Source organism: Planococcus sp. CP5-4_YE (genome assembly GCF_019042655.1).
Taxonomy (GTDB): Bacteria; Bacillota; Bacilli; order Bacillales_A; family Planococcaceae; genus Planococcus.
Genome location: NZ_JAHPZO010000014.1, coordinates 61,108 through 80,980, shown reverse-complemented (window position 1 = coordinate 80,980; position 19,873 = coordinate 61,108). Strand labels below are relative to the sequence as shown.

Sequence of the window (19,873 nt, the reverse complement as noted above, 5' to 3'; positions counted from 1 at the left end):
GAAGACGGGTGCGGGATTTTCTTGTGCGTGACAAGGAATTTCTCAGTCGTTGCCGAATGAAAAACTAGAGAAGAAATTCAAGCGGCAAGGCGGGGGGGGGATGAAATCAAATCGGGCGTATTGGTCATCGGTGCGGTGGCGTTCATGATGGTACTCCTAGGGCATTAACGGAAAATGTGGAAGCGTTTAACAGAAAGTCCTGCACAGGGAAGACGGGTGCGGGATTTTCTTGTGCGTGACAAGGAATTTCTCAGTCGTTGCCGAATGAAAAACTAGAGAAGAAATTCAAGCGGCARGGNGGGGGGGGGGGGATGAAATCAAATCGGGCGTATTGGTCATCGGTGCGGTGGCGTTCATGATGGTACTCCTAGGGCTTTATATGTTGCAAAGTAAAGGCACATTTTTAATCGCAGGTTACAACGCGATGCCTAAAGAATAAAAAGCGGAATATGATGGGCCGGCGATGTCTCGTTTTATCGGGAAATTATTATTCGCTTTGGCATTCAGCATGTTATTTTGGCTTGCTGGCATGTTGCTTGAGAAAAGTTGGATGTTTTATATTGGAGTCGCCTTGTTTCTGGGATTTACCGGAATGGCTTTGATTTATATGAATACAGGCGGGCGGTTTTTGGAACAGCCGCCTGTCAGCAAGCATAAAAAAACAAGTAAAACGAGACAACTCCTCGTTTCACTTGTTTTTTTGGCTGATGGAACGCCCGCTTCGGCCAAGCGCATAATAAATACCGTGCTGCAGGCTCTGCAAGGCTTCGAATTTCGACAGATCTTGCATTGTCCGTGTAATGATTATGGCGAGCTCCGGCGAGACGCCGACTAGAATCGTCTCAGTACCGAGCAAGCGTGCGGCCGCTGCCAATTTATCGATCAATTGCGCAGTGTGTTCTGAGATGCTTCGGTTCAATCCTGTCAGGTCGAGCAACAGAAATTCCGCTTTGTGTCTCGGCAGTTCGGTTAATGTGTTGTTGATCAGGTCTTCTGTCCGGTCTTCGTCGTAGCTTCCAATCATCGGCACCACGATGATTCCTTCAAGCACCGGAATGACAGGGGAGGAAAGTTCGCGCACTAGCTTCTGGAGCCTCTGGGTCTTTTCGTTGACCATTTCTTCAAGTTGGCGAATTTGTTGGCCTTCTTGGCGTCTCGCCAGTTCCCGGATATTTTGCTGAACATTGACCTCTGATGGATAATATTCCACGATGCTGTAAGGCTGTTCATCATTTTGGTAGCGGATGGTTCGGTACCAGAAGTTCTGTCCGAATAACCCCGTCAAGACACCGGCATAATGGGAAGGAACAAAAATTCCTTTGGCACCTTTGCGGTTCAATTGGTTCATTTTGTATTCCCAATCATCCTGTATATGCATCGTGAATGTGTATTGTTCGATGTCCATCTCGACAATCTCTACTTTCCCCCAGCCGGCTGGGGCATAGGTATTGGAAATCCATTCGACAACATTGCTGGCGTTGATATTCTTCAGTTCCCGGAAGCCTTCTCCGACAACGATTCCTTGCCTGAATCCCGTGGTCTCAAGCACCAGGTCGGTCGCTTCGGTACCGGTAATTTCCCGGATCGTATCGAAAAAGGTTTCCATGGCAGAAGTCCAGAAAAAGACGACATCGCCGCCGTCAAAGAGCACTTTTCCCGTTTCCAAATCCCATTTCAACTCGGCTGCGCCGACTGTGATTTCTTTTTTCATGACAGTATCCTCCGCTTCATTCTATATCAGCCTCGCAGTTTGCCTGCAGTTGTTTCAGTATTCCCTGACTTGTTGGCAATTATGCGCATTTGCCAGAATACAGCATTAAAAAAGCCTGGAATTCTAATTCCGGGCTTTTTGGTCATCGTAGTATGATAGGGCTGAAATGCTTTGGTCTTTCATTAAATAGCCATGGCAATGCATCAGGCGCTCACGCAAGTTGTCTGAAACGCGGTATGCATCGTAAGCGCATACGGCAACGACTTTACGCTGGGGAACAGATCGATCGATTTCTGTTTCGTATTCGACGATCTTTTGGTCGATATCTTCCTGGCTGCCCCATTCGATATGGCCCCATGTCCGGCATTGCCGGCCATCCGCAGTGAAAGAACCGACCACGCTCTCGAAATATTCCAAAATGGCTTCTGGATGGAAGTTGCCTTTGCGCCAATAGAAATCGAAGTTATTGACGTAATGAATCAATTCTAGTTCTTCAGCACTCAACAGCTGCTGGAGCTTTCGTTGAATTTGGGGGTAGATCCGGGGATTTTCGACGAACAGTACGCGATCCCCATTCCGTATACCGTCTAAAACATAAGATACTGCATTTTCTATATAAAGATCAGTTTGTTCGGTTAGATAAAAGATGTGCGCGTAATCAGCCTGGCGCAATGTTTCTGTGAAATCGCTCATTTTTTGGTTCATTTTTTCCCCTCCATGTAACGCATTTTCCATATAGTGATGAAATTCGTCTTCAGCCTTGAAAATAGCTGGAAGTGAAAAAAATGACAGCACTTGTGCACTTCCCATCATTATATACCATACGGTGCCTTTAAGTCTCTTCTAAGCTATGTTTAAGTACACTGCGCTTAAGGGAATCACTGCACACAAGGAGGCGGATATCCATGACTATTTTTAATGAACAAGCATTGGCAGAAAAGCATATACTGGTCACTGGTGCGACCGGCGGTATCGGCTGGGAAACAGCCAAAGCGGTGGCGCAGATGGGAGCGAAACTGACAGTCACTGGGCGCGATGCAGACAAACTGAAGCAGTTGGAAGATGAATTGAAAGGTATGATGGATAACAATCAACTGCACGTCCAAACGGCGGATTTGGCGGATGCCAATGATCGAAAACAGCTGGTCGAAACCGCTGAAGCGCGGCTCGGTTTTATTGGCGGATTGGTCAATTCAGCCGGTGTCGCTGGTGGCAAGCAAGTGGAAGAACTGGACCAGGAATTTTTGGAGCATCTGATGAACATCAATTACACATCGACCTTCATGCTGACGCAATTGGTGTACCAGCGCATGATAAAACAAGGCAAGGGGGATATTGTCAATCTTGCTTCTCTTTCCGGTCTTCGCGGTACTGCCGGAAACACGGCCTACGCAGCAAGTAAATTCGCGGTAGTTGGTTGGACGCAGTCAATGGCGCTAGAAGCGATTGAACATTGTGTCCGCGTCAACGCGGTATGCCCGGGCTATGTCGATACGGAAATGGCCAGGGCCAGCATCCGAAGAAAAGCGGAGCGAAAAGAGATCCCTGTTGAACAGGCGATGGAGGAAGCACGGTCTGGTATCCCCTCAAACCGGTTATCAACTCCTCAAGAAGTCGCCCAAACGATTGCGTTCTTGCTCACGGATGCCGCCCCGAATATCGTCGGTGAATCGGTGAAAATTTCCGGCGGCAGTGTCATGAGATGAAAAAGCGTTGGACTCAAAGATAGAGTCCAACGCTTTTTTATTGCTCGATGTAGTTCAGTGCATTATCTTCAATCACGGTATCCGAAATGCGTAATTGATCGAGCGCGTCTTCGATATACGGCTCACAATTCGCACCGTCGATTTTTTCACCGCTGTCGATTGAGTAGCACTCACCTGTCCCGGGTGTAGACGTCAAATCCGGTTTGAAATACACATCTCCTTTGCGGAACGAACCGTCGCGGAAAACAACCAGCCTTTCGGTATCCGATAAAAGTGAAGTGCCAAGCATGAAGCCTTGGTCGATTCCTGCAAGTTCCAGGATTGTCGGTGCCAAATCGATTTGCCCGCCGACGGTTTCGATCGTTTCGCCTGCCGGCAGATTTGGCGGCTTGATCCATAGTGGAACCTGGCGGAACAATTCAAACTGCTCTGTCACTCCATTGGCGTCAAGCTCGCTAGCCATTTCACGCCCTTGTTCGGTCAATCCACTATCGTGGTCGCCATAGAAAATGACCAGCGAATCATCCCACATGTCTTGTTGTTTCAATTCATCGACGAGCACTTCGACGGCACCGTCGACATAATGGACAGTATGGTAATAATTCCGCACTAACTCATTTTCGTAACCTGGCAGCGCCAATTGTTTTTTGTCTTCAGGAATCGTAAAGGGAATATGGCTGCTTAAGGCGATCATGAAGGCGAAATACGCCTCCTCTAGTTTCTGCATATGGGTTACCGAGCTGCGGAAAAAATCTTTATCATTGATCGCCATGCCGATTTTTTCTTTATCGGGATAATCTTTTTCGCTGAAAAAGTGAGAAAATCCTATGTTTTCGTACACTATATTGCGATTCCAGAAGCTTGCTTCATAGGCATGCATGGCCGCTGTATCGTAGCCGCCTTTTTGCAGAGTTTCCGGCAATGGGGCGAATGTGCTGTCTGGAAACCGTGTATAGACAGAACCCGTGCGCAGTGGATGCAGCGAGGTGTTGATGACAAACTCTGCATCCGATGTACGCCCTTCATGAGTCTGGTGGTGGAAAGCAGGGAAGTAAAGCATTTCTTCCTCGAGTTGGTTTAAGTAAGGTGTCACTTCTTCACCGCCGATTTCCTGGCCGATGACGGAGCTCTGCAATGATTCCAACTGGACAAGGATAATATTCGGCTGCCCGCCGCTGTTTTTCGCGCCAACTTCTGCAGAAGCTTCCTGGAGCAGTGCCTTGTCCTGTTCGGACGGTTTCGGTTCGCGGAAAACGGAAACAACGCCTTTTCCGAAGTCATAGCCATGATAGCCCCAAAATCCGAGCTCATAGTATTCACGCATATTGCTGGTGGCATCTCCGGTTAGCCAACGTTCGCCTTTTGCGATGCTCGCAAGGAGAGGGGCAGTAAATATTAGCAGGCCAATTGAAGCAATCACAGCTGCCAGTTTGCCGCTTGTTGTCTGTAGCGGCGCAGTATGGCTCTTTTTTAAGACAAATATGAAGGCGAGGAACAGCAGAAAATCAGCAAAAAAGAAAAAGTCCGTCCATCGGATCAAGCTTAAGAACCCACCGCCTACATCATTCATTTGCGTCATTGATGGAATTAATTGAACGGATAATAGATCACCAAAATAGCGGTAATACCAGACGTCCGAAATCAGCAGAATGCTATGCAGCGCCAAAAGCGATAGTAAAATCCAGCGCCGCTTGCGGGCATCGATCAATAAAGTCCAGCTCGAAAGAATCAAGGCGCTTGATAAGCTAATCAGAAAAAAGCCGAAACTGAACAGGGTATCGGTATATAAGCTGAAGAGGAATAATTTAAATGCGGAAAAGGCCAAATAGACCCAGTAATCAATTGTTTTCATGAATGTTCTCCTTTTCTGGCGATGAGGGCCTTATCTATTCACTACCTGTAAACAGGGGTTCGGAAACATCGGCGAGAAAAAGAAAAAAAGAGCGGCCCCAAAAGCCCGGTTTCATGAGCTCATGGGACTGCTTCTTTTCTTAAATCCAGCCGCGTGCTTCCATCGCTTGGGCGATGCGTTCGACAGCGACCAAATAGGCTGCCTCGCGCATTGTGCTGTCTTTTTGTTCTTTCATTTCATAGACATCGTTGAAAGCCTCTGTCATTTCAGTGTGGAGCCGCTCATTCACTTCTTGTTCGGTCCAGCGCAGGTGTGTCGTGTTCTGCACCCATTCGAAATAGGAAACCGTGACCCCGCCAGCGTTGCACAGAATATCCGGAATGACGGTAATGCCGTTCTTTTCCATCGCGGCGTTGCCGTCTGGCGTCGTGGGTCCGTTGGCCGCTTCCGCCACGATTTTGGCGCGGATGGCCGGACCGGTAATTGAAGTAATCTGGTTTTCAAGCGCAGCTGGAACGAGGATGTCCACATCGGCTGCGAATAATTCTTCATTGCTGAGTGATCCGTAGCCATTGTATCCCGCAACTGTGCCGGTTGTTTGGGCATAGCCGATCAATTCTTCAATCGGCAGGCCGTCCTTATGGTAAATGCCGCCGCCAGCATCAACAATGCCAAGCACTTTCACGCCGCGTTCGTGTAATAGTTTGGCGGTAATCGATCCAACATTCCCGAAGCCTTGAACCACTGCGGTCATGCCTTCGAGTTCAAGTCCCAGTTTCTTGGCAGCATCTTCGATGGTGAATACGACACCGCGTCCAGTTGCTTCGACGCGGCCTTCCGATCCTCCAAGAATCAAAGGCTTGCCGGTAATCGTGCCGGGCACATTTTTTCCTTTCAGGCGGGAAAATTCATCGATCATCCATCCCATGATCTGAGGCGTCGTATTGACGTCTGGCGCCGGGATATCTTTTTCAGGCCCCATGATCGGTTCGAGTTCGCGGATAAAGCCGCGGGATAATTCCTCGAGTTCCCGTTCTGATAGCTCTTTCGGATTGACGACGATTCCGCCTTTACCGCCACCATAAGGGATTCCGAGAATGGCCGCTTTCATCGACATCCAAATCGATAAGGCTGCTACTTCATCTTCGGTCACTCCCGGATGGAACCGTACGCCGCCTTTCGTCGGGCCGAGCACGTCCAAATGCTGGGAACGGTAGCCTTCGAATTCACGATACGTCCCGTCATCCATGCGCACTGGAATCGATACTTTCAAGATGCGCTTCGGTTTTTTGAGGATTTCGTACACCCCTTGCGGCAACTTGAGTTCCTGCGTCGCCACTTCAAGCATGCGCTGGACAATTTCAAGCGGATTCGTAAGTTCGACGCCATTTTTCACTTCTTTTACCGGCATTTCCTGCTTCAAGTCTTCTGCTACTTCTTCTTGTCGATTTTCCTGCTGTGTCATTATCTTCTCCTCCTTGGCTGATTTCCTTCTATACTTTATGTCTTCCTATTAATAAGAGCGCTTAAACATTAGAAGGGGAGAAGAACTACTTAATGGATATCCGTGCCGTACAAAAACCATGGAGAGGGGAGCTCAAACGGATGGCTTTCCGGCAGTTTGCCTGCCTGCTTGCGGGTCAGGTCCATCCAGACAAATGCGCCTTCCACGGAACCGAGGCGGATTTTCTCGAGGGGTTCGTGTAAGGTTTCCCATAGTCCCGGCTGTTCGAATAAATCTTCCCAAGGGTAAAGCGCATGCAAATAATCATATTTCTTCACATCGTGCTTGGTGATGACGATCCGGTCACGGGCAGGATTTTCATAGAAGTCCCATTGTTCGAGCGCTTGGTTGGAAAATAGGTCAGGGCTTGCGGGAAACGGGTAATAGCATTCGAAAGGAAAGACCCGCTCCGAACGAATGTAGACCGCCTCGAGCCAGTCCATCTTCTCATCGGCGCTTTCAATTTTTCGCCAAGGGGCGGCAGCGGTTTCGAAAGTTTTCACGTTTTCTGCAATTGCAGAAAATAGTTCTGCTTGGCGGGACAGCCCGATTTTTTCCAGAACGCGCTGTGCCGGGAGATTGAACTCTTGTGTATTGGCGCCCACAAAACGGATGCCCGGGTGATCGAGTGCCGCATCACGGACATGGGCCATCAAACGAGAGGATAGGCTGAGGCCGCGGAAGCGCATATCGCTCCGCATGCGTCCGAGCATGGCATAACTGCCTGCGAAAATAGTATAGCCCCCGATACTCGCCAGGCGGCCGTTATGGAACAAACCGAATAAACGGTTAGGCCCTGTGGAAATCCGGTCGAATACCCGGATGACATAATCATCATCGATGCCGGTATCCATGTCTTGCAAAGCCTGTAAATCATCGCCAGTCAACTGGCGGATCGTTTCGTTCATGTATCGTCACTCCTTAAGGGGACATAGTTGCATAATAATTTTAGTGTATTGCGGGCATGACTACAAAGCGAAAGCGGTCGTGAAACGAAAAAAATTAAGCGAGAGGCAGTCGGATTGTGTAAAGCACATGTTCTGATTTGAAGAGGCGGCAGGGGAAAGATGGGATGGCGGCGAACTAATCGGAATAGCCATTGTTTCCCGGGAGGCTGGATAGCCGAAAACTTCCGGGAACGATAAGGAGGGAAGACGTTGGAAAATTGGAAAGCGGTGGAATTGGTTAAAGATCTGTTGTTCGGCTTGGGGCTTTATGCTTTGATTACTGTCGTCGGGCTGTTGGTGACGATGGCAACTTCTAGCGGTTCGGATACGCTGTTATTGAACGATGAAGTAAGAGGCGACATGGCGACAAGCACCCTGTTGTGGATGGTAGTCCCTGCTTTTCTTTTGTCGTTGGGCTTGGCAGCGCTGAGAAGGATCCGTATGAAAAATGCGGCGCTTCGCATTAGCATTGTCTGGGCATTGCTCTTGTTGTTTTTGTATTTGGTGGCGGCTTTATGGAGCGGCATTTTCACGGTACTTATTGCCTCGGTGTCGTTTTATCTATTTTTGGCGGCTATCTTTTTAGGGCCGATTGTCTATTCGTTTTTAAAAAAATTACCTGTTTGGAAATAGAAGCGGGCGTTTAGCGCTGGAAGTGGAAGGGAAAAGAGGGTGATAGAGAAAGTTCAAGAGGGGGCGAAGAAGTGGCGATTCATCCACAAGTCATTTTTAACGGAAACTGCAAAGAAGTGCTTTCTTATTATGAAGGAGTCTTTGGCGTATCCGATGTTTCCATCATCCATTACGGCGACAATCCGGGATCGAAACTCGACGAGGATTTAAAGGAATTGATCCTGGAGGCCGCGATTCCGCTCTACGGCAATTACTTATTGCTGTCGGACGCAATGCCTGGAAAACCTGCGACATTCGGAAGTAATTTTCATGTGTGCATCCGTTCAGAAGAACTGGGTGAAATGAAAGCAGATTTTAAGAAGCTGGCAGAAAGCGGCAAAGTGATCTTTGAATTCGAGGAGAGCTATTGGAGCGAAGCATACGGCGTCGTACAAGATAAATTCGGTGTGCAATGGCAGTTCGATTATCGTAAATCTGAAACTGGAGACACGCAACAAAATCCCGTCGAATAAAGAAACCCCATCGCTCAGGCGATGGGGTTTCTTTAGCTGAAGAGGATTATGTCTGGAATGGGGATGACAGCATTTCATATAAGATGGCTGCTGTTGGGAATTCAAGACCCGCTAGAACAATCCCTCCGACAAAACGGTTATAGAGCGTAACGACAAAATAGAATCCGATGAACAACAGCACTGACACGATCAAGAGGATCACGAATGTTCTGGTCATAAGGAGTTCCTCCATTTCTATTATTTGCAAAGCTTTCGCAGCGATGGGCCAGCAAGAATAGCGCAGCTAGAAAAAGAGCAAATTCAGCAAAATGGTCAATATAATCGACAAAATAATGGAAATCAGTATACTTCCCATACAGGAAATGCGCATGAAAAAACCACCTTTCTTTCTAACCGTCGTGAAGAAGGGGATGGCTGATAAATGGTAAAGTAATTCGAACAGTTGATGATACTTGCAGGTAGTTTACCCGATAAAAAAGGACGCTAACCTTTCAAGTGGGATATAGAGGAGATATGCAACCTGCTTCAGTAGACACGAAAACTTCCATCGTTTTGTCGAATTTTGTCATAATTTCTGTATTTCTTTAAAAAAACGGATGCTATTTTTAATGTTTTTTGTTACAATCGTGTTACGAATAGATGTCCGGAGGGTAACATGGCTAATTACAATGAGTTTTCAGGTAGTAATCCGCATAATGAATCCAATCGAATCGAAGCGGAAAAAAACGCCGAAACCGGTGCTGAACCGCCAAATTTCCGATCCAATAAAAAAGACCCGCAGCGCCGCAAACTTTGGCTAAAGGCCGGTGGCGTTATTTTACTGTTGTTTATCTTATGGAATGTTTATTCCTTCGCGAGTTATGTCGCTCCGTGGAGTGATGAACGCTCGAAGGCGGATGCTGAACAGGATGAAATCCAGCAATACATTTTCCGGAGCGAGAAGAGCGAGGAAACACTCAAAGAAGTGAGCAATTCGCTCATCCGCTTATATGACCATAATTCGCTTACAGAACTCCATATCAAAGAGATGGAGGAAAAGTTGGAACAGCTCTCAGAGGAACTCGACACCGACGATCCGCGTCTCGCGCAATTGGAGTCCTATCATTTTGCCCAAATTGAGTTGACGCGTGAAATGACGAAGACTTTGCAGAAAAATCACGTCGAAGAAGTTCACGAAAGACTGGACGAGATCCTGGACCGCCAAAAAGAGAAAGCGGACGATAAAGCTGAGATTTTGATCTCCTTGATGGAACAGGAAGACATTAGGTATGAGCGGCAAGCAGACGGATCGATTGCCTACGAATAAGTTCAATTCATAAGTGAAAAGGCTCCTTTGGTATCCTTATGGGTATCGGAGGAGCTTTTTTGTCCAGTGCGTGTATAGTCTTAATAGCTAGTGGTAAGTAAAGTAGAAAAATGCAGATTGAGGAAAAAGCCCTGTAATTCCAAATGCTGAAAAAGGGTATAGGGAAGGAAAACATCTATTTTGAAGGAGAGATTTCTTGAATACTCAACAATATAAAGTGGAGGCTGGGCGACGGGTGGATTTGGCAGACTGGCCGACACATGAAAATAAAGACGCCGAAGCTGATCACATCAAAAAGCAATTAAAGAAAACAATCGAAGAATTGAAGAAATGGCATATCGGGCTTCATGCGGAGGAAGAAAAAGGCATTGTGGTGGCCCTTCAGGCAATGGACGCAGCCGGCAAAGACGAAGCCATCACTTATCTGTTCTCGAACTTGACTGCCCAAGGGCTGAGAGTAACAACGCTCGGAAAACCAACGGAAGAGGAATTAAAGCACGATTATTTGTGGCGGTTGCATAAAGCTTTGCCGGAGCGCGGGCAAATCGGTATTTTAAACCGTTCCCATTACGAAGAAGTCATTGCGACGCGCGTCCATAATCTGCTTGACGATGAGCCGCTGCCTGATCAATTGATCGACGGTGAAGTTTGGAAACGGCGCTATCGGCAAATCAATGAATTTGAGCGGTACATGTTCGAAAACGGTTTTCCGTTTGTGAAATTCTTCTTTAATATTTCGAAAGAAGAACAAACCACGCGCCTGCTCGAACGGATGAAAAATCCAGAGAAGAATTGGGAATTTTCCTTCAGCGATGTCGAAGAACGCGAGCATTGGAAGGATTACCAGGACATCTTTGGCGATATGCTGACGCACACCTCTACAGATCATGCCCCTTGGTACATACTGCCGGCAGATGATGAGATGTATTCCCGTTTGATTATCGCCCGGGTGATGGTTGAGATGTTGGAGGAAATCAACCCAGAACTGCCAGAAATCAGCGGTGAGCAAAAAGACAAGCTCAAGCATTATATTGACAAGCTCGAACAGGAAGCGAAATGAAAAAACCCGAAGCGGCCAAGGCTGCTTCGGGTTTTTTGTTGACTGTAATTTATTGAAACAATAGATAATCATTTTCAGAAATGAATTCGTAGCTTAAATCGATGAACAAGAAACATGTGTCCGATAGCGGGTAGCTGAAGGTGCGGATCATTTCCCCTGTTTCGATATCAGCGTAAATATCTGACAGGCGCCCCTTATGACTGACTTTCATGAGCATCATATTCTCCAAAAAATACGGGCGGAAAGCCCAATGTGACCCAATTTGCTGCGGTTCGCTTTGCCAGCTTCCGGCTGTTTTCCGGAAATTGGAGGAGACTTGCTCCCCGTCGCCGTTGCAGATATAGATGCGGAAACTTTCTGCTTCAAAAAGTGGCAGTACTTCCTGGATAAATCGGCCGGCAGAGTCTGGGCTTTGCCATTTGCCCATCAATCGTTTGAGTTTATCTTCGGAACGGGCGGTATAGGCCAAGCGTTCGCTAAGCATCGCTTTTTCACGGTGGACAAATTCCTTTACGTTATCACCCACATGGATGGACAAGGAGTCCGTCGTCAGCAGGGCGGGATCCGGATGGGCCAGATAATAGCCTTGGTAATAATGCCCGCCATGTTTCCAGGCGAAATACAATTGATGGTTGTCTTCTATATATTCGTATAACAGCCGTGCGCCAATGCGATGGGCAAGCATCGATAAAGAATGGATGATGTCCTGGAATGCATCGGGCTGGTGGTGTCGGCTGATGCTCATATCGATTTTCAGGATATGTGGCCGCAATTGGCGGATACGGTCGATATTTGAACTTTTCGCGCCGACATGATCGACGGCGATTTGGATGCCGTAGGTTTTGAAATACAAGAGTAAGTGGTTGAGAGTATCGAAATCATCATTGAAATCGTGCTCAGTAATTTCAAGGACAATGCGTTGGAGCGGGAAGCCGCGTTTGCGATATTCAAGCAAGGTTTTCAAAAAATCTTCGCCGTCTCCTGCCATCAGCTGGCGGGCGTTGCGATTGATGAATAACAGGCAATCATTGTTTTGCAGCAGCAATTGATCGAGTGCCAGCTCTAACAGCCTTTGGTCCACTTCTGTTTTGAACTCGTCCGGGACTTCCGGGTCGTTGAAGAAATTACCAAGTGATTTAATTCCATCCGGTTCTATGTAGCGGCCGAGCAGTTCGTAACCGATGACGTCATGCTTGACGGCACTGACGATCGGTTGGAATACCGGTATGATTTTGTCCATATTGTCGACGATGTCTAACGGATCCATAATATCTCTCCTTGCCGTGCACTGTCTTCTTCTATTTTAGTCTTAATTTTTCCAGCATTCAATTGAAGCTTTTGAAACAGCACTTGTATGAGGAATATTCCGTGAATAACAAGAAAGGAGAAATCCAACCAGAAGTGCTTGCTTTTCTATGATGGCAACCCCTATAATGTGAATCGCTGCCTTGCCTCATCGCCTTCAACGGAATGTGGGCATCGCTCATTACCAATAGATGAACGGAGAATTGAAAATGGACAAACTTTACCGCCTTGGGGCAATTTTTATTGCTTCCATTGTTATGGCGATCGCTTTTAATATGTTTTTACTGCCACATGAAATTTTGTCAGGAGGTGTCACTGGCATCGCCATGATCTTCGGTTTGATGACGCCGATCAACTCGGGGATCTGGCTGATCTTGCTGAACTTGCCGATTTTGGTCATTGGTTGGATGAAGCTAGGCAAGACCTTTATCGGCAACAGCATTTTTTCAGTAGCTGTCACGTCGATTGCCATGCTTTATATCCCGATTGTCCAAGTAACAGAAGATGCACTGTTGTCATCGGTTTTCGGCGGCGTCATTTCAGGCGCTGCAGTCGGGATCATCATCCGTTTTTACGGGTCGACCGGCGGCTTTGATGTCATCGGCCTATTGCTGACAATGAAACGCGACATCCCGCTTGGCTTCATGGTCTTCACTTTAAACAGCGGCGTCGTTTTCATCTCAGGCTTTATCTTCAACTGGGAGCTCGCGATGTATACGATGGCATCGATCTATATCACGGGTATCGTCGTTGATCGCATCCACACGCGCCATATCAAGCTCAGCTTAATGGTCGTAACTGCTAAAGGCGACGAAGTGAAGAAGAAACTATTGACGAACCTTTACCGTGGCATCACGGTGACGGATGGGGAAGGTGCTTATACCGGTGCCAAGGTGAAAGTGCTGCATAGCGTCATCACTCGTTACGAGCTAGCATTTGTCCGCCCCTTGATCCGGGAAATCGACCCGAACGCCTTCGTTAGCATCACTGAGACGATGGAAGTGGTCGGGAATTTCCGGCGAGATGAAAATTATAAGAAAAATCCGATGTAATGGGAAAAAGCCGTCCGGAAAAAGTGCGCAGACACTTTTGGGGACGGCTTTTCCTTTATTTACTGACCATCGTGTGCGATAGATGGTTATTGTGCCTCTTCCACAAAAACGCGGTACACTACTTCATCGAACAAAGCGCGCTCATGTCCCGGATAAATCTCACGGTGTTGGGAATTGCGACGCTTCAAAGCATTCGCCAGCAGGAAACGATCGATTTTACTGAATGCTTCCACGGACGGTTCAAGATTTTGGGCGCTGCGCAATTGGACTGATAGGCCATCTTCAAGTTCCTCGAATGCCACTTCCGGAAGCAGCGGAAACTTTCGCTCTTTATGGATCAAGTTGAACGCGCGGTCGATTGTTTCATTGTCGATAAAATCCGGCTGGCGAATCATCAGCGAGAAAGTAGCCGATAGCCCATCTGGACTTTCAGCGTGGTGGAGTGTTTCGAGCGGATAAAGGGAATATTCCGCAAACCCTGGTGGACAATGGCCGAATTGTGGAATCGTCCGCACGGCTTCCGAAAGGGCAGTCAATACACGAAGGCGTTCATGGAAATCCTCAGACCCAAGGCTTTCACGCCCGTCGATGACGAAATAGAATTGTTTGGGAATGTGGACGGTGTGGGCTTCAGTGGCGGGAATGTATAGTTTTTGTTCCTCTGCTTTCCAATCCTGCATCAGCAAATCACTCCTCTATTCGCGGAATTTAAGTTCAGGCATCCAAGTGGCAAGGTGAGCTTTCGTATTGGCATTCCATTCACTGCTGATGTCTTTCAATAATAAAACTTCATAGTCTTGATACCCTTGGTGCTGTACAAAGGTCGGGGTGAAAGCTGGGTTCGTAAGGGAGATGCTTGAGCCATCCACCGTTATACGTTTCTCGATTTCCAGGTGAGCGATGCCGCCAATCCGCCGTTCGACGCCTTTTTGCCCAGACAGAAAATTGCCGAGTGAGTAAAAGACAAAACTGCGTCGTCCATCGGCAGTGTCAATCCAAGCTGGGGGCTGTAAGACATGTGGATGATGCCCTAAAATGATATCGGCGCCGCTATCAGCTGCAAAACGGGCAAGCTCCAGCTGTTCTTGCGTAGGCATCGTTTCATATTCTTTTCCAAAATGGAGGCTCAGCACCGTGACGTCGGATTTCTTCCGGGCAGCTACCAAATCTTCTCGGATCAACTCTCTGTCGATGCGATTGACCAAATAAGGCTGGCTGGCGGGCGTCGGGATGCCATTTGTTCCATACGTGTAAGACAGGAAAGATAAAGTAATGCCGTTGCGTTCGAGCACGGGAATGTCCGCACGTTGTTGTGCAGACAGATAAGCGCCGGAAGATACCATCCCAATGTCCCGCCAATAAGTAACGGCGTTTTCGATGGCCTTCACGCCGCGGTCCAAAGTATGGTTATTTGCCATGGAGACAGCGTCGATTCCAGTCGCTTTCATGGCATCGCCGAGCTCGAATGGGCTATTAAACGACGGATAAGTCGAAACCCCGATGTCGCTGCCGCCGATGATGCTTTCGGAATTGGCGATGGTAACATCCGCCGTTTCAAGAAAGGGTTGGATGGGTTCGAACATAGAGTCAAAATTGTATGCAGCACCGGTTTTGGCGTCTTCATAAACAAGCTCGTGAATGAGTACATCGCCAATGGCGGATAAACTCACACGGTTCTTTCTCGCCAATCGCTCCGGCGTTACGGCAAGCGGTATAGAACGTTCTGTAAATTCAGTGGGGGCCGGTTCAGCTGCAACGGGCAACTCGCTAGTGGATAAGATCCCAATTGCTGCCAAGCATGTCATGCACCATTTTTTAGAAATCGCCATTCGTGTATTCCTTTCGGCTGCTCAGCCAGAAACATGGCCAAGACAGCTTGTATTCATTCGCATTATTGACTTCAGAATACTATAACAGTGAGGAAATCACTAGGCTTTTTCGTGTTATAGTGTGAGCAATAACCTACTTTAACGAGAGTCAAGCAAGTTACAGCCACAAATGATTCACATAATGATAAAGAAATAGATGATGACCATGATTATCATAATTGACAGCATCGTGGAAATCATGCTGATGCGCAGATTCGAAGAATAGAACGTTTCCTGGATGATCTGCTGGCGCTTTTCCCGGTAGGTGCGTGTAGCCGTGAAAATGATGACTAGGCCGAAAATACAGGCGAAGATGCCGAGTATGATCGTGAACAGATCGACAAAGGGATTGCGCACGACGCCCATTGTGAAATGCAGGCTCGTCGCCAGGAAGCCGACGCCGACGATAGAAATCGCCGTGCGGATCCAGGCAAGGTAGGTGCGCTCGTTTGCGAGGTGCTGTTGGGTATAGGTCAGCTGGTTCTTTTCTTTTCGGTAGGTTTGCCGTGACAAGTTGTGGACCTCCTTCGGCCGGGTGGCGTTTGCTTTCTTCTAGTTTACCCAGAAAGCGATTGTTCTAATTAGAAAGTCATCAAGAAGTGGATAACCGAAAACACAATCGGGGTATACATGTATCATCACAAGTAAATGGGGAATATTGATGGAATTATTGTTGACTATCCTGGTCCTGCTAATCGCGCTTCTCGTCTCCAACGTAGTGAGCCACTATGTGCCGCAAGTGCCGACAGCGCTTATCCAAGTGGCGCTCGGGACGATTATCGTTTTGGTCTTCGAGGGCTTTACATTTGAATTGGAAGCCGAATGGTTTCTGCTGCTGTTTATTGCACCGCTCCTGTTCAACGATGGGCGGCATTTTCCACGTGAGGAGTTATGGCGCATGCGCGGGCCGATTTTCGGCAACGCGGTCATCCTGGTGTTGTTGACGACAATGATTGGCGGTTATTTTATCCACTGGCTCATAGGGGATATCCCGCTCGCCGCGGCGTTTGCACTGGCTGCCATCCTGTCGCCAACGGATCCTGTCGCCGTGAACGGTATCTCCCAGCGCGTCCGTATCCCGAGTAATGTATTGAGCCTGGTGCGCGGGGAGTCGCTGATCAATGACGCTTCGGGGCTCGTCGCATTTAATTATGCAGTCGCCGCAGTCGTCACAGGGACTTTCTCGCTATACTCCGCTATTTTTAATTTTTCCTATAAATTTTTGGCAGGTGCCTTGCTTGGAGCAGTGATAGCATTGCTGTTTGTTGGTATCCGCTTGTTGTTCCGCAAACAAGGGATCAATGATGTCACGTTCCATTCGCTTTTGCAGATCATGACGCCGTTCATCATCTTTGTCGTAGCGGAGGAATTATTAGGGGCATCGGGCGTCATCGCTGTCGTGGTCGGAGGAATCGTCCATTCGCTCGTGCAGGAAGATACCGAAGCGCTGGTTGCAGAAGAACAGATGCTGACGGAAAATATTTGGACAATCATCACCTTTGTGCTAAATGGCATCATTTTCTTACTGCTCGGGCTCAACATCCCGGGAGCGATGAGCGGCGCGTTGAAAAATCCGAGTATGGATGAAAGCGTCCTGTTGTCGTATGTATTGGCGATTACCGCGATGTTGCTGGGCATCCGCTTTATTTGGGCTTATTTATTTTCGCATTACGAATACCGCTTTGGCAAAATGGAAGATGCAGCGAAGCCAAGCCTCAAGCTGACTTTGTTCGTCAGCCTGACAGGCGTCCGCGGAACGGTGACCATGGTCGGGATTTTGTCCCTGCCGATGATTGTCGAAGGCGGCTATATCTTCCCGCAACGTTCACTGTTGCTGTTCCTCGCAGTCGGGACGATCCTTTTGACGCTGCTGCTCGCGACTGCCTGTTTGCCATTGCTCAGTAAAGGCAAATTGGCAGGAAGCGATGACGGCGATACGATAGATTTGGAAGAGGCAAGACGGCGCATATTGCTGGCATCGATCGCCCGTATCAAATCAGAAATGACCGAAGCGAATGAAACGGCAGCTTATGAATTAATGGATGAATACCGTTTGCGTTTCCAGCAAGTCCAGCCTGAAGGCGAAGAAGCGAAAGAGGCGAACAATAAATACCAACGCCGCATGAAAGAAGTGCGGCTGCGGGCGTTGAAAGCTGAGCGCCGCTTTATCGAGAGGTTGAAGAAAACAGAAGGGATGGAGCGGGAGGTCTACGCCGCATTCGAACATTCGCTGAATCGCCGCGAGGAAGCGATTGCCCATAACGCCCGTTCGACTTTATTGTATTTGCAAGGCAAGCTAATCCGCGCGTGGCGCAGGTTCCGCGGGGAAAACTGGCAGGACGAGGAAATCCGCCTAGTCGAATACCAGGTCGGCCGCGAAGTGCAGATGAAGGCACTTGAAGCCGCCCTGGAGAATTTGGAAGCTTATCATCAAAAAGCTTCTCGCAAAGACATCGTGGAAGCGGTTTTGACCGAGTACCGGAAAATGATCAGCCGTTTGAGAAAGCCGGAAACCTTGTACGATGAACGCTATGAGATGCAGAAAGAAGAGTTGCGTATCAACGTCATGGACATGGGGCGCGCAAAAATCTACGATATGTACGATGCTGCGGAAATCACACGGCAGCAGGCAAAAGAATTAAGGAAATACATCAATTATATCGAAAGCGTCACTTTATACGATCCGACGGAATGAAAGCAGAGGCCAAGGCTTCTGCTTTTTCGTATGGATTGAAAAAGCTGTCACTTCTGCAAATGATATGCTTTCACTTGAATGAAAGGCGAATGAATTTCAATTAATGTATTGAAACGTACGTTATATAGCGTAGAATGGGTTTATGGAATGCGATTTATTTTCGTAATTGCTGTCATTTCCGAAGAAGGTGAGGAGAAGAGATGGAGAAAGTAGAATTGAAAACGGTCATCAAGGATTGGCGTTTGCATGCCATTGCATTTATTTTGGTAGCCATTACTGAAGCGATTGGCCAATTCAGCATTGCGGTAGGGCCAGGAGTTATTCTATTATTGCCGATGCTATATGCATTCTTTTTGGGGCTTGGCTTGTATTTCACGCCGCTCATTTCCGAGAAAAACGCCAAAAATGCAGAACCGCTCATCATTTTAGGGGTGACATTGCTCATTGCCAAAATCGGCGTTACGATTGGGCCGCAGATTGAAGCGATCATTGCAGCGGGGCCTGCGCTTTTATTGCAGGAACTCGGCAATTTGGGGACGATTTTCCTGGCGTTGCCGCTTGCAGTGCTGCTTGGGTTCCGTCGTGAAAGCATCGGCATGACCCACTCGATTGCGCGTGAACCGAATGTCGGGCTGATCGTCAACAAGTTCGGATTCTCTTCACCGGAAGGCCGCGGTGTTATGGCGGTTTATATTTTCGGGACCGTGTTCGGGGCCGTTTTTCTTGGCTTGATTTCTGGATTGCTTGCGACGGCGACACCACTTCATCCGCTGTCGTTCGCCATGGCGTCTGGCGTCGGGAGCGGATCGATGATGGCTGCGGCGAGTGGTTCGCTAATCGGGGCATATCCCGAATTGGAAGAACAGATCGTCGCTTTTGCGGGGGCCAGTAATTTACTATCGCTTTCCACCGGTTTGTATTTCAGTATTTTCATCGGCTTGCCGCTGACGGAGAAATTGTACAGCATCATGATGAGAAGATCGGAACGGAAAACTGCGAAGGGAGGCGGGCCGAATGCTTAAAAGTGTCATCGAATGGACGTGGGTATTGTGCATTTTCGGCGTTGCTGCTTTGATTGGCAATTGGTTCGGCATGGATGTCTTGCCGTGGGAAGCGATTCCAGGAATGCTTGTCTTGATTGCAGTGAGCCTTGTCGGTTTGATGCTGGAGAAGGCATTGCCTTTCAGTATGCCGGCAGTCGGCTATATTGGCATACTTGCCATCATCATTTCCTTGCCGTGGTTTCCGGGTTCGGATTACGTTGTGGCCTGGACGAGCCAGATCGGTATTTTGGCGCTTGCCACACCAATTCTCGCTTACGCCGGCATCTCAGTTGGGTCGAATTGGGCAGATTTCCGCAAGTTGGGCTTCCGAAGCTTTTTGGTCGCGATCACGGTCTTTCTTGGAACCTTTATCGGATCGGCCCTTATCGCCGAAGTGATTTTGCGCTGGCAAGGCATCATTTAAAGAAACAATCCCTTCAGCGATTTTTGCTGAAGGGATTGTTTGATTGAGCGCAAAAGAAATGGCCCGGTGCAGTCGCCTGCATCGGGCCTTCAAAAAATTTGGGGGTGAAGGGGAAGCTCACTAAACGCTTCTGTTAAGTAGTTACCACATGCCGATCGTGCTTAAACATCTTGCCGCAACTTTTTGAAACTTGTACATTCTATTATAGGTAGACTTTTTTTAAAGATCGCATGTATTTATATTGAGGGGGAATTG

Annotated in this window: 19 protein-coding genes; 9 read left to right on the top strand and 10 right to left on the bottom strand. The window is 48.0% G+C overall.

The genetic code is table 11. The features are described from left to right. Window positions 1-688: 688 nt before the first annotated feature. Together KTG14_RS14370 and KTG14_RS14365 are read right to left on the bottom strand one after the other, a co-directional pair. Window positions 689-1,711, bottom strand: a complete 1,023-nt coding sequence (locus KTG14_RS14370) for an STAS domain-containing protein (RefSeq protein WP_216971581.1) — start codon at window positions 1,709-1,711, stop codon at window positions 689-691. A gap of 123 nt (window positions 1,712-1,834) precedes the next feature. Further along, a complete protein-coding gene (locus KTG14_RS14365; protein WP_254178189.1) occupies window positions 1,835-2,416 on the bottom strand; it encodes an MEDS domain-containing protein in 582 nt (193 codons plus the stop codon). Window positions 2,417-2,616: 200 nt separating this feature from the next. Here KTG14_RS14365 and KTG14_RS14360 point away from each other — a divergent pair, with 200 nt between their 5' ends. Beyond that, window positions 2,617-3,417, top strand: a complete 801-nt coding sequence (locus tag KTG14_RS14360) for an SDR family NAD(P)-dependent oxidoreductase (RefSeq protein WP_216971580.1) — start codon at window positions 2,617-2,619, stop codon at window positions 3,415-3,417. Between the two features lie 37 nt (window positions 3,418-3,454). On the opposite strand, the gene KTG14_RS14355 is transcribed toward KTG14_RS14360, so the two are convergent. The 3 genes from KTG14_RS14355 to KTG14_RS14345 all read right to left on the bottom strand — a co-directional run bounded on the left by KTG14_RS14355 (window position 3,455) and on the right by KTG14_RS14345 (window position 7,681). Next, window positions 3,455-5,269, bottom strand: coding sequence for an LTA synthase family protein (locus tag KTG14_RS14355; protein WP_216971579.1), 1,815 nt, complete (start codon window positions 5,267-5,269; stop codon window positions 3,455-3,457). Window positions 5,270-5,408: 139 nt separating this feature from the next. Beyond that, on the bottom strand, window positions 5,409-6,680 hold the full coding sequence (locus tag KTG14_RS14350) for a Glu/Leu/Phe/Val family dehydrogenase (protein WP_216971585.1): 1,272 nt from the start codon (window positions 6,678-6,680) through the stop codon (window positions 5,409-5,411). A gap of 143 nt (window positions 6,681-6,823) precedes the next feature. Next, window positions 6,824-7,681: a GNAT family N-acetyltransferase gene (locus KTG14_RS14345; protein ID WP_216971578.1), complete on the bottom strand. Its 858-nt coding sequence runs from the start codon at window positions 7,679-7,681 to the stop codon at window positions 6,824-6,826. Between the two features lie 249 nt (window positions 7,682-7,930). On the opposite strand from KTG14_RS14345, the gene KTG14_RS14340 reads away from it, so the two are divergent. Together KTG14_RS14340 and KTG14_RS14335 are read left to right on the top strand one after the other, a co-directional pair. Continuing rightward, window positions 7,931-8,353 carry a hypothetical protein gene (locus tag KTG14_RS14340; RefSeq protein WP_216971577.1) on the top strand — a complete coding sequence of 141 codons (423 nt, stop codon included), beginning with the start codon at window positions 7,931-7,933 and terminating at the stop codon, window positions 8,351-8,353. 71 nt (window positions 8,354-8,424) lie between these two features. Further along, complete coding sequence (locus tag KTG14_RS14335; RefSeq protein ID WP_216971576.1) at window positions 8,425-8,865, top strand: VOC family protein; 441 nt, start codon at window positions 8,425-8,427, stop codon at window positions 8,863-8,865. 46 nt (window positions 8,866-8,911) lie between these two features. Here KTG14_RS14335 and KTG14_RS14330 read toward each other — a convergent pair whose 3' ends face one another. After that, a complete protein-coding gene (locus KTG14_RS14330; protein ID WP_216971575.1) occupies window positions 8,912-9,082 on the bottom strand; it encodes a hypothetical protein in 171 nt (56 codons plus the stop codon). A gap of 438 nt (window positions 9,083-9,520) precedes the next feature. Between KTG14_RS14330 and KTG14_RS14325 the strand changes: the two genes are divergently transcribed. Together KTG14_RS14325 and KTG14_RS14320 are read left to right on the top strand one after the other, a co-directional pair. Further along, window positions 9,521-10,171 carry a hypothetical protein gene (locus tag KTG14_RS14325; RefSeq protein ID WP_216971574.1) on the top strand — a complete coding sequence of 217 codons (651 nt, stop codon included), beginning with the start codon at window positions 9,521-9,523 and terminating at the stop codon, window positions 10,169-10,171. 196 nt (window positions 10,172-10,367) lie between these two features. Continuing rightward, window positions 10,368-11,231 carry a PPK2 family polyphosphate kinase gene (locus KTG14_RS14320; protein WP_216971573.1) on the top strand — a complete coding sequence of 288 codons (864 nt, stop codon included), beginning with the start codon at window positions 10,368-10,370 and terminating at the stop codon, window positions 11,229-11,231. A 49-nt stretch (window positions 11,232-11,280) separates the two neighbouring features. Here the strand turns inward: KTG14_RS14320 and KTG14_RS14315 are convergent, their stop codons facing one another. Further along, entirely contained in the window at window positions 11,281-12,498 is a 1,218-nt protein-coding gene (locus KTG14_RS14315) for an EAL domain-containing protein (RefSeq protein WP_216971572.1), read from the bottom strand. Between the two features lie 247 nt (window positions 12,499-12,745). Between KTG14_RS14315 and KTG14_RS14310 the strand changes: the two genes are divergently transcribed. Then, window positions 12,746-13,588 (top strand): YitT family protein, encoded by an 843-nt coding sequence (locus KTG14_RS14310; RefSeq protein ID WP_216971571.1) that lies wholly within the window; start codon window positions 12,746-12,748, stop codon window positions 13,586-13,588. 86 nt (window positions 13,589-13,674) lie between these two features. Here KTG14_RS14310 and KTG14_RS14305 read toward each other — a convergent pair whose 3' ends face one another. The 3 genes from KTG14_RS14305 to KTG14_RS14295 form a co-directional block, all read right to left on the bottom strand. Beyond that, window positions 13,675-14,268 (bottom strand): hypothetical protein, encoded by a 594-nt coding sequence (locus KTG14_RS14305; protein ID WP_216971570.1) that lies wholly within the window; start codon window positions 14,266-14,268, stop codon window positions 13,675-13,677. Between the two features lie 15 nt (window positions 14,269-14,283). Next, on the bottom strand, window positions 14,284-15,417 hold the full coding sequence (locus KTG14_RS14300; protein WP_216971569.1) for a CapA family protein: 1,134 nt from the start codon (window positions 15,415-15,417) through the stop codon (window positions 14,284-14,286). Between the two features lie 174 nt (window positions 15,418-15,591). Further along, the gene (locus tag KTG14_RS14295; RefSeq protein WP_216971568.1) at window positions 15,592-15,969 is read right to left on the bottom strand and encodes a YidH family protein; all 378 of its coding nucleotides are present in this window, start codon (window positions 15,967-15,969) and stop codon (window positions 15,592-15,594) included. A 148-nt stretch (window positions 15,970-16,117) separates the two neighbouring features. On the opposite strand from KTG14_RS14295, the gene KTG14_RS14290 reads away from it, so the two are divergent. From KTG14_RS14290 to KTG14_RS14280, 3 genes are all read left to right on the top strand, one after another. Continuing rightward, window positions 16,118-18,151, top strand: a complete 2,034-nt coding sequence (locus KTG14_RS14290; protein WP_216971567.1) for a Na+/H+ antiporter — start codon at window positions 16,118-16,120, stop codon at window positions 18,149-18,151. 200 nt (window positions 18,152-18,351) lie between these two features. Further along, window positions 18,352-19,173 carry a DUF3100 domain-containing protein gene (locus KTG14_RS14285; RefSeq protein WP_216971566.1) on the top strand — a complete coding sequence of 274 codons (822 nt, stop codon included), beginning with the start codon at window positions 18,352-18,354 and terminating at the stop codon, window positions 19,171-19,173. Continuing rightward, window positions 19,166-19,618, top strand: coding sequence for a hypothetical protein (locus KTG14_RS14280; RefSeq protein WP_216971565.1), 453 nt, complete (start codon window positions 19,166-19,168; stop codon window positions 19,616-19,618). Before KTG14_RS14285 ends, KTG14_RS14280 begins: the two co-directional genes overlap by 8 nt. The last annotated feature ends 255 nt before the right edge of the window (window positions 19,619-19,873 follow it).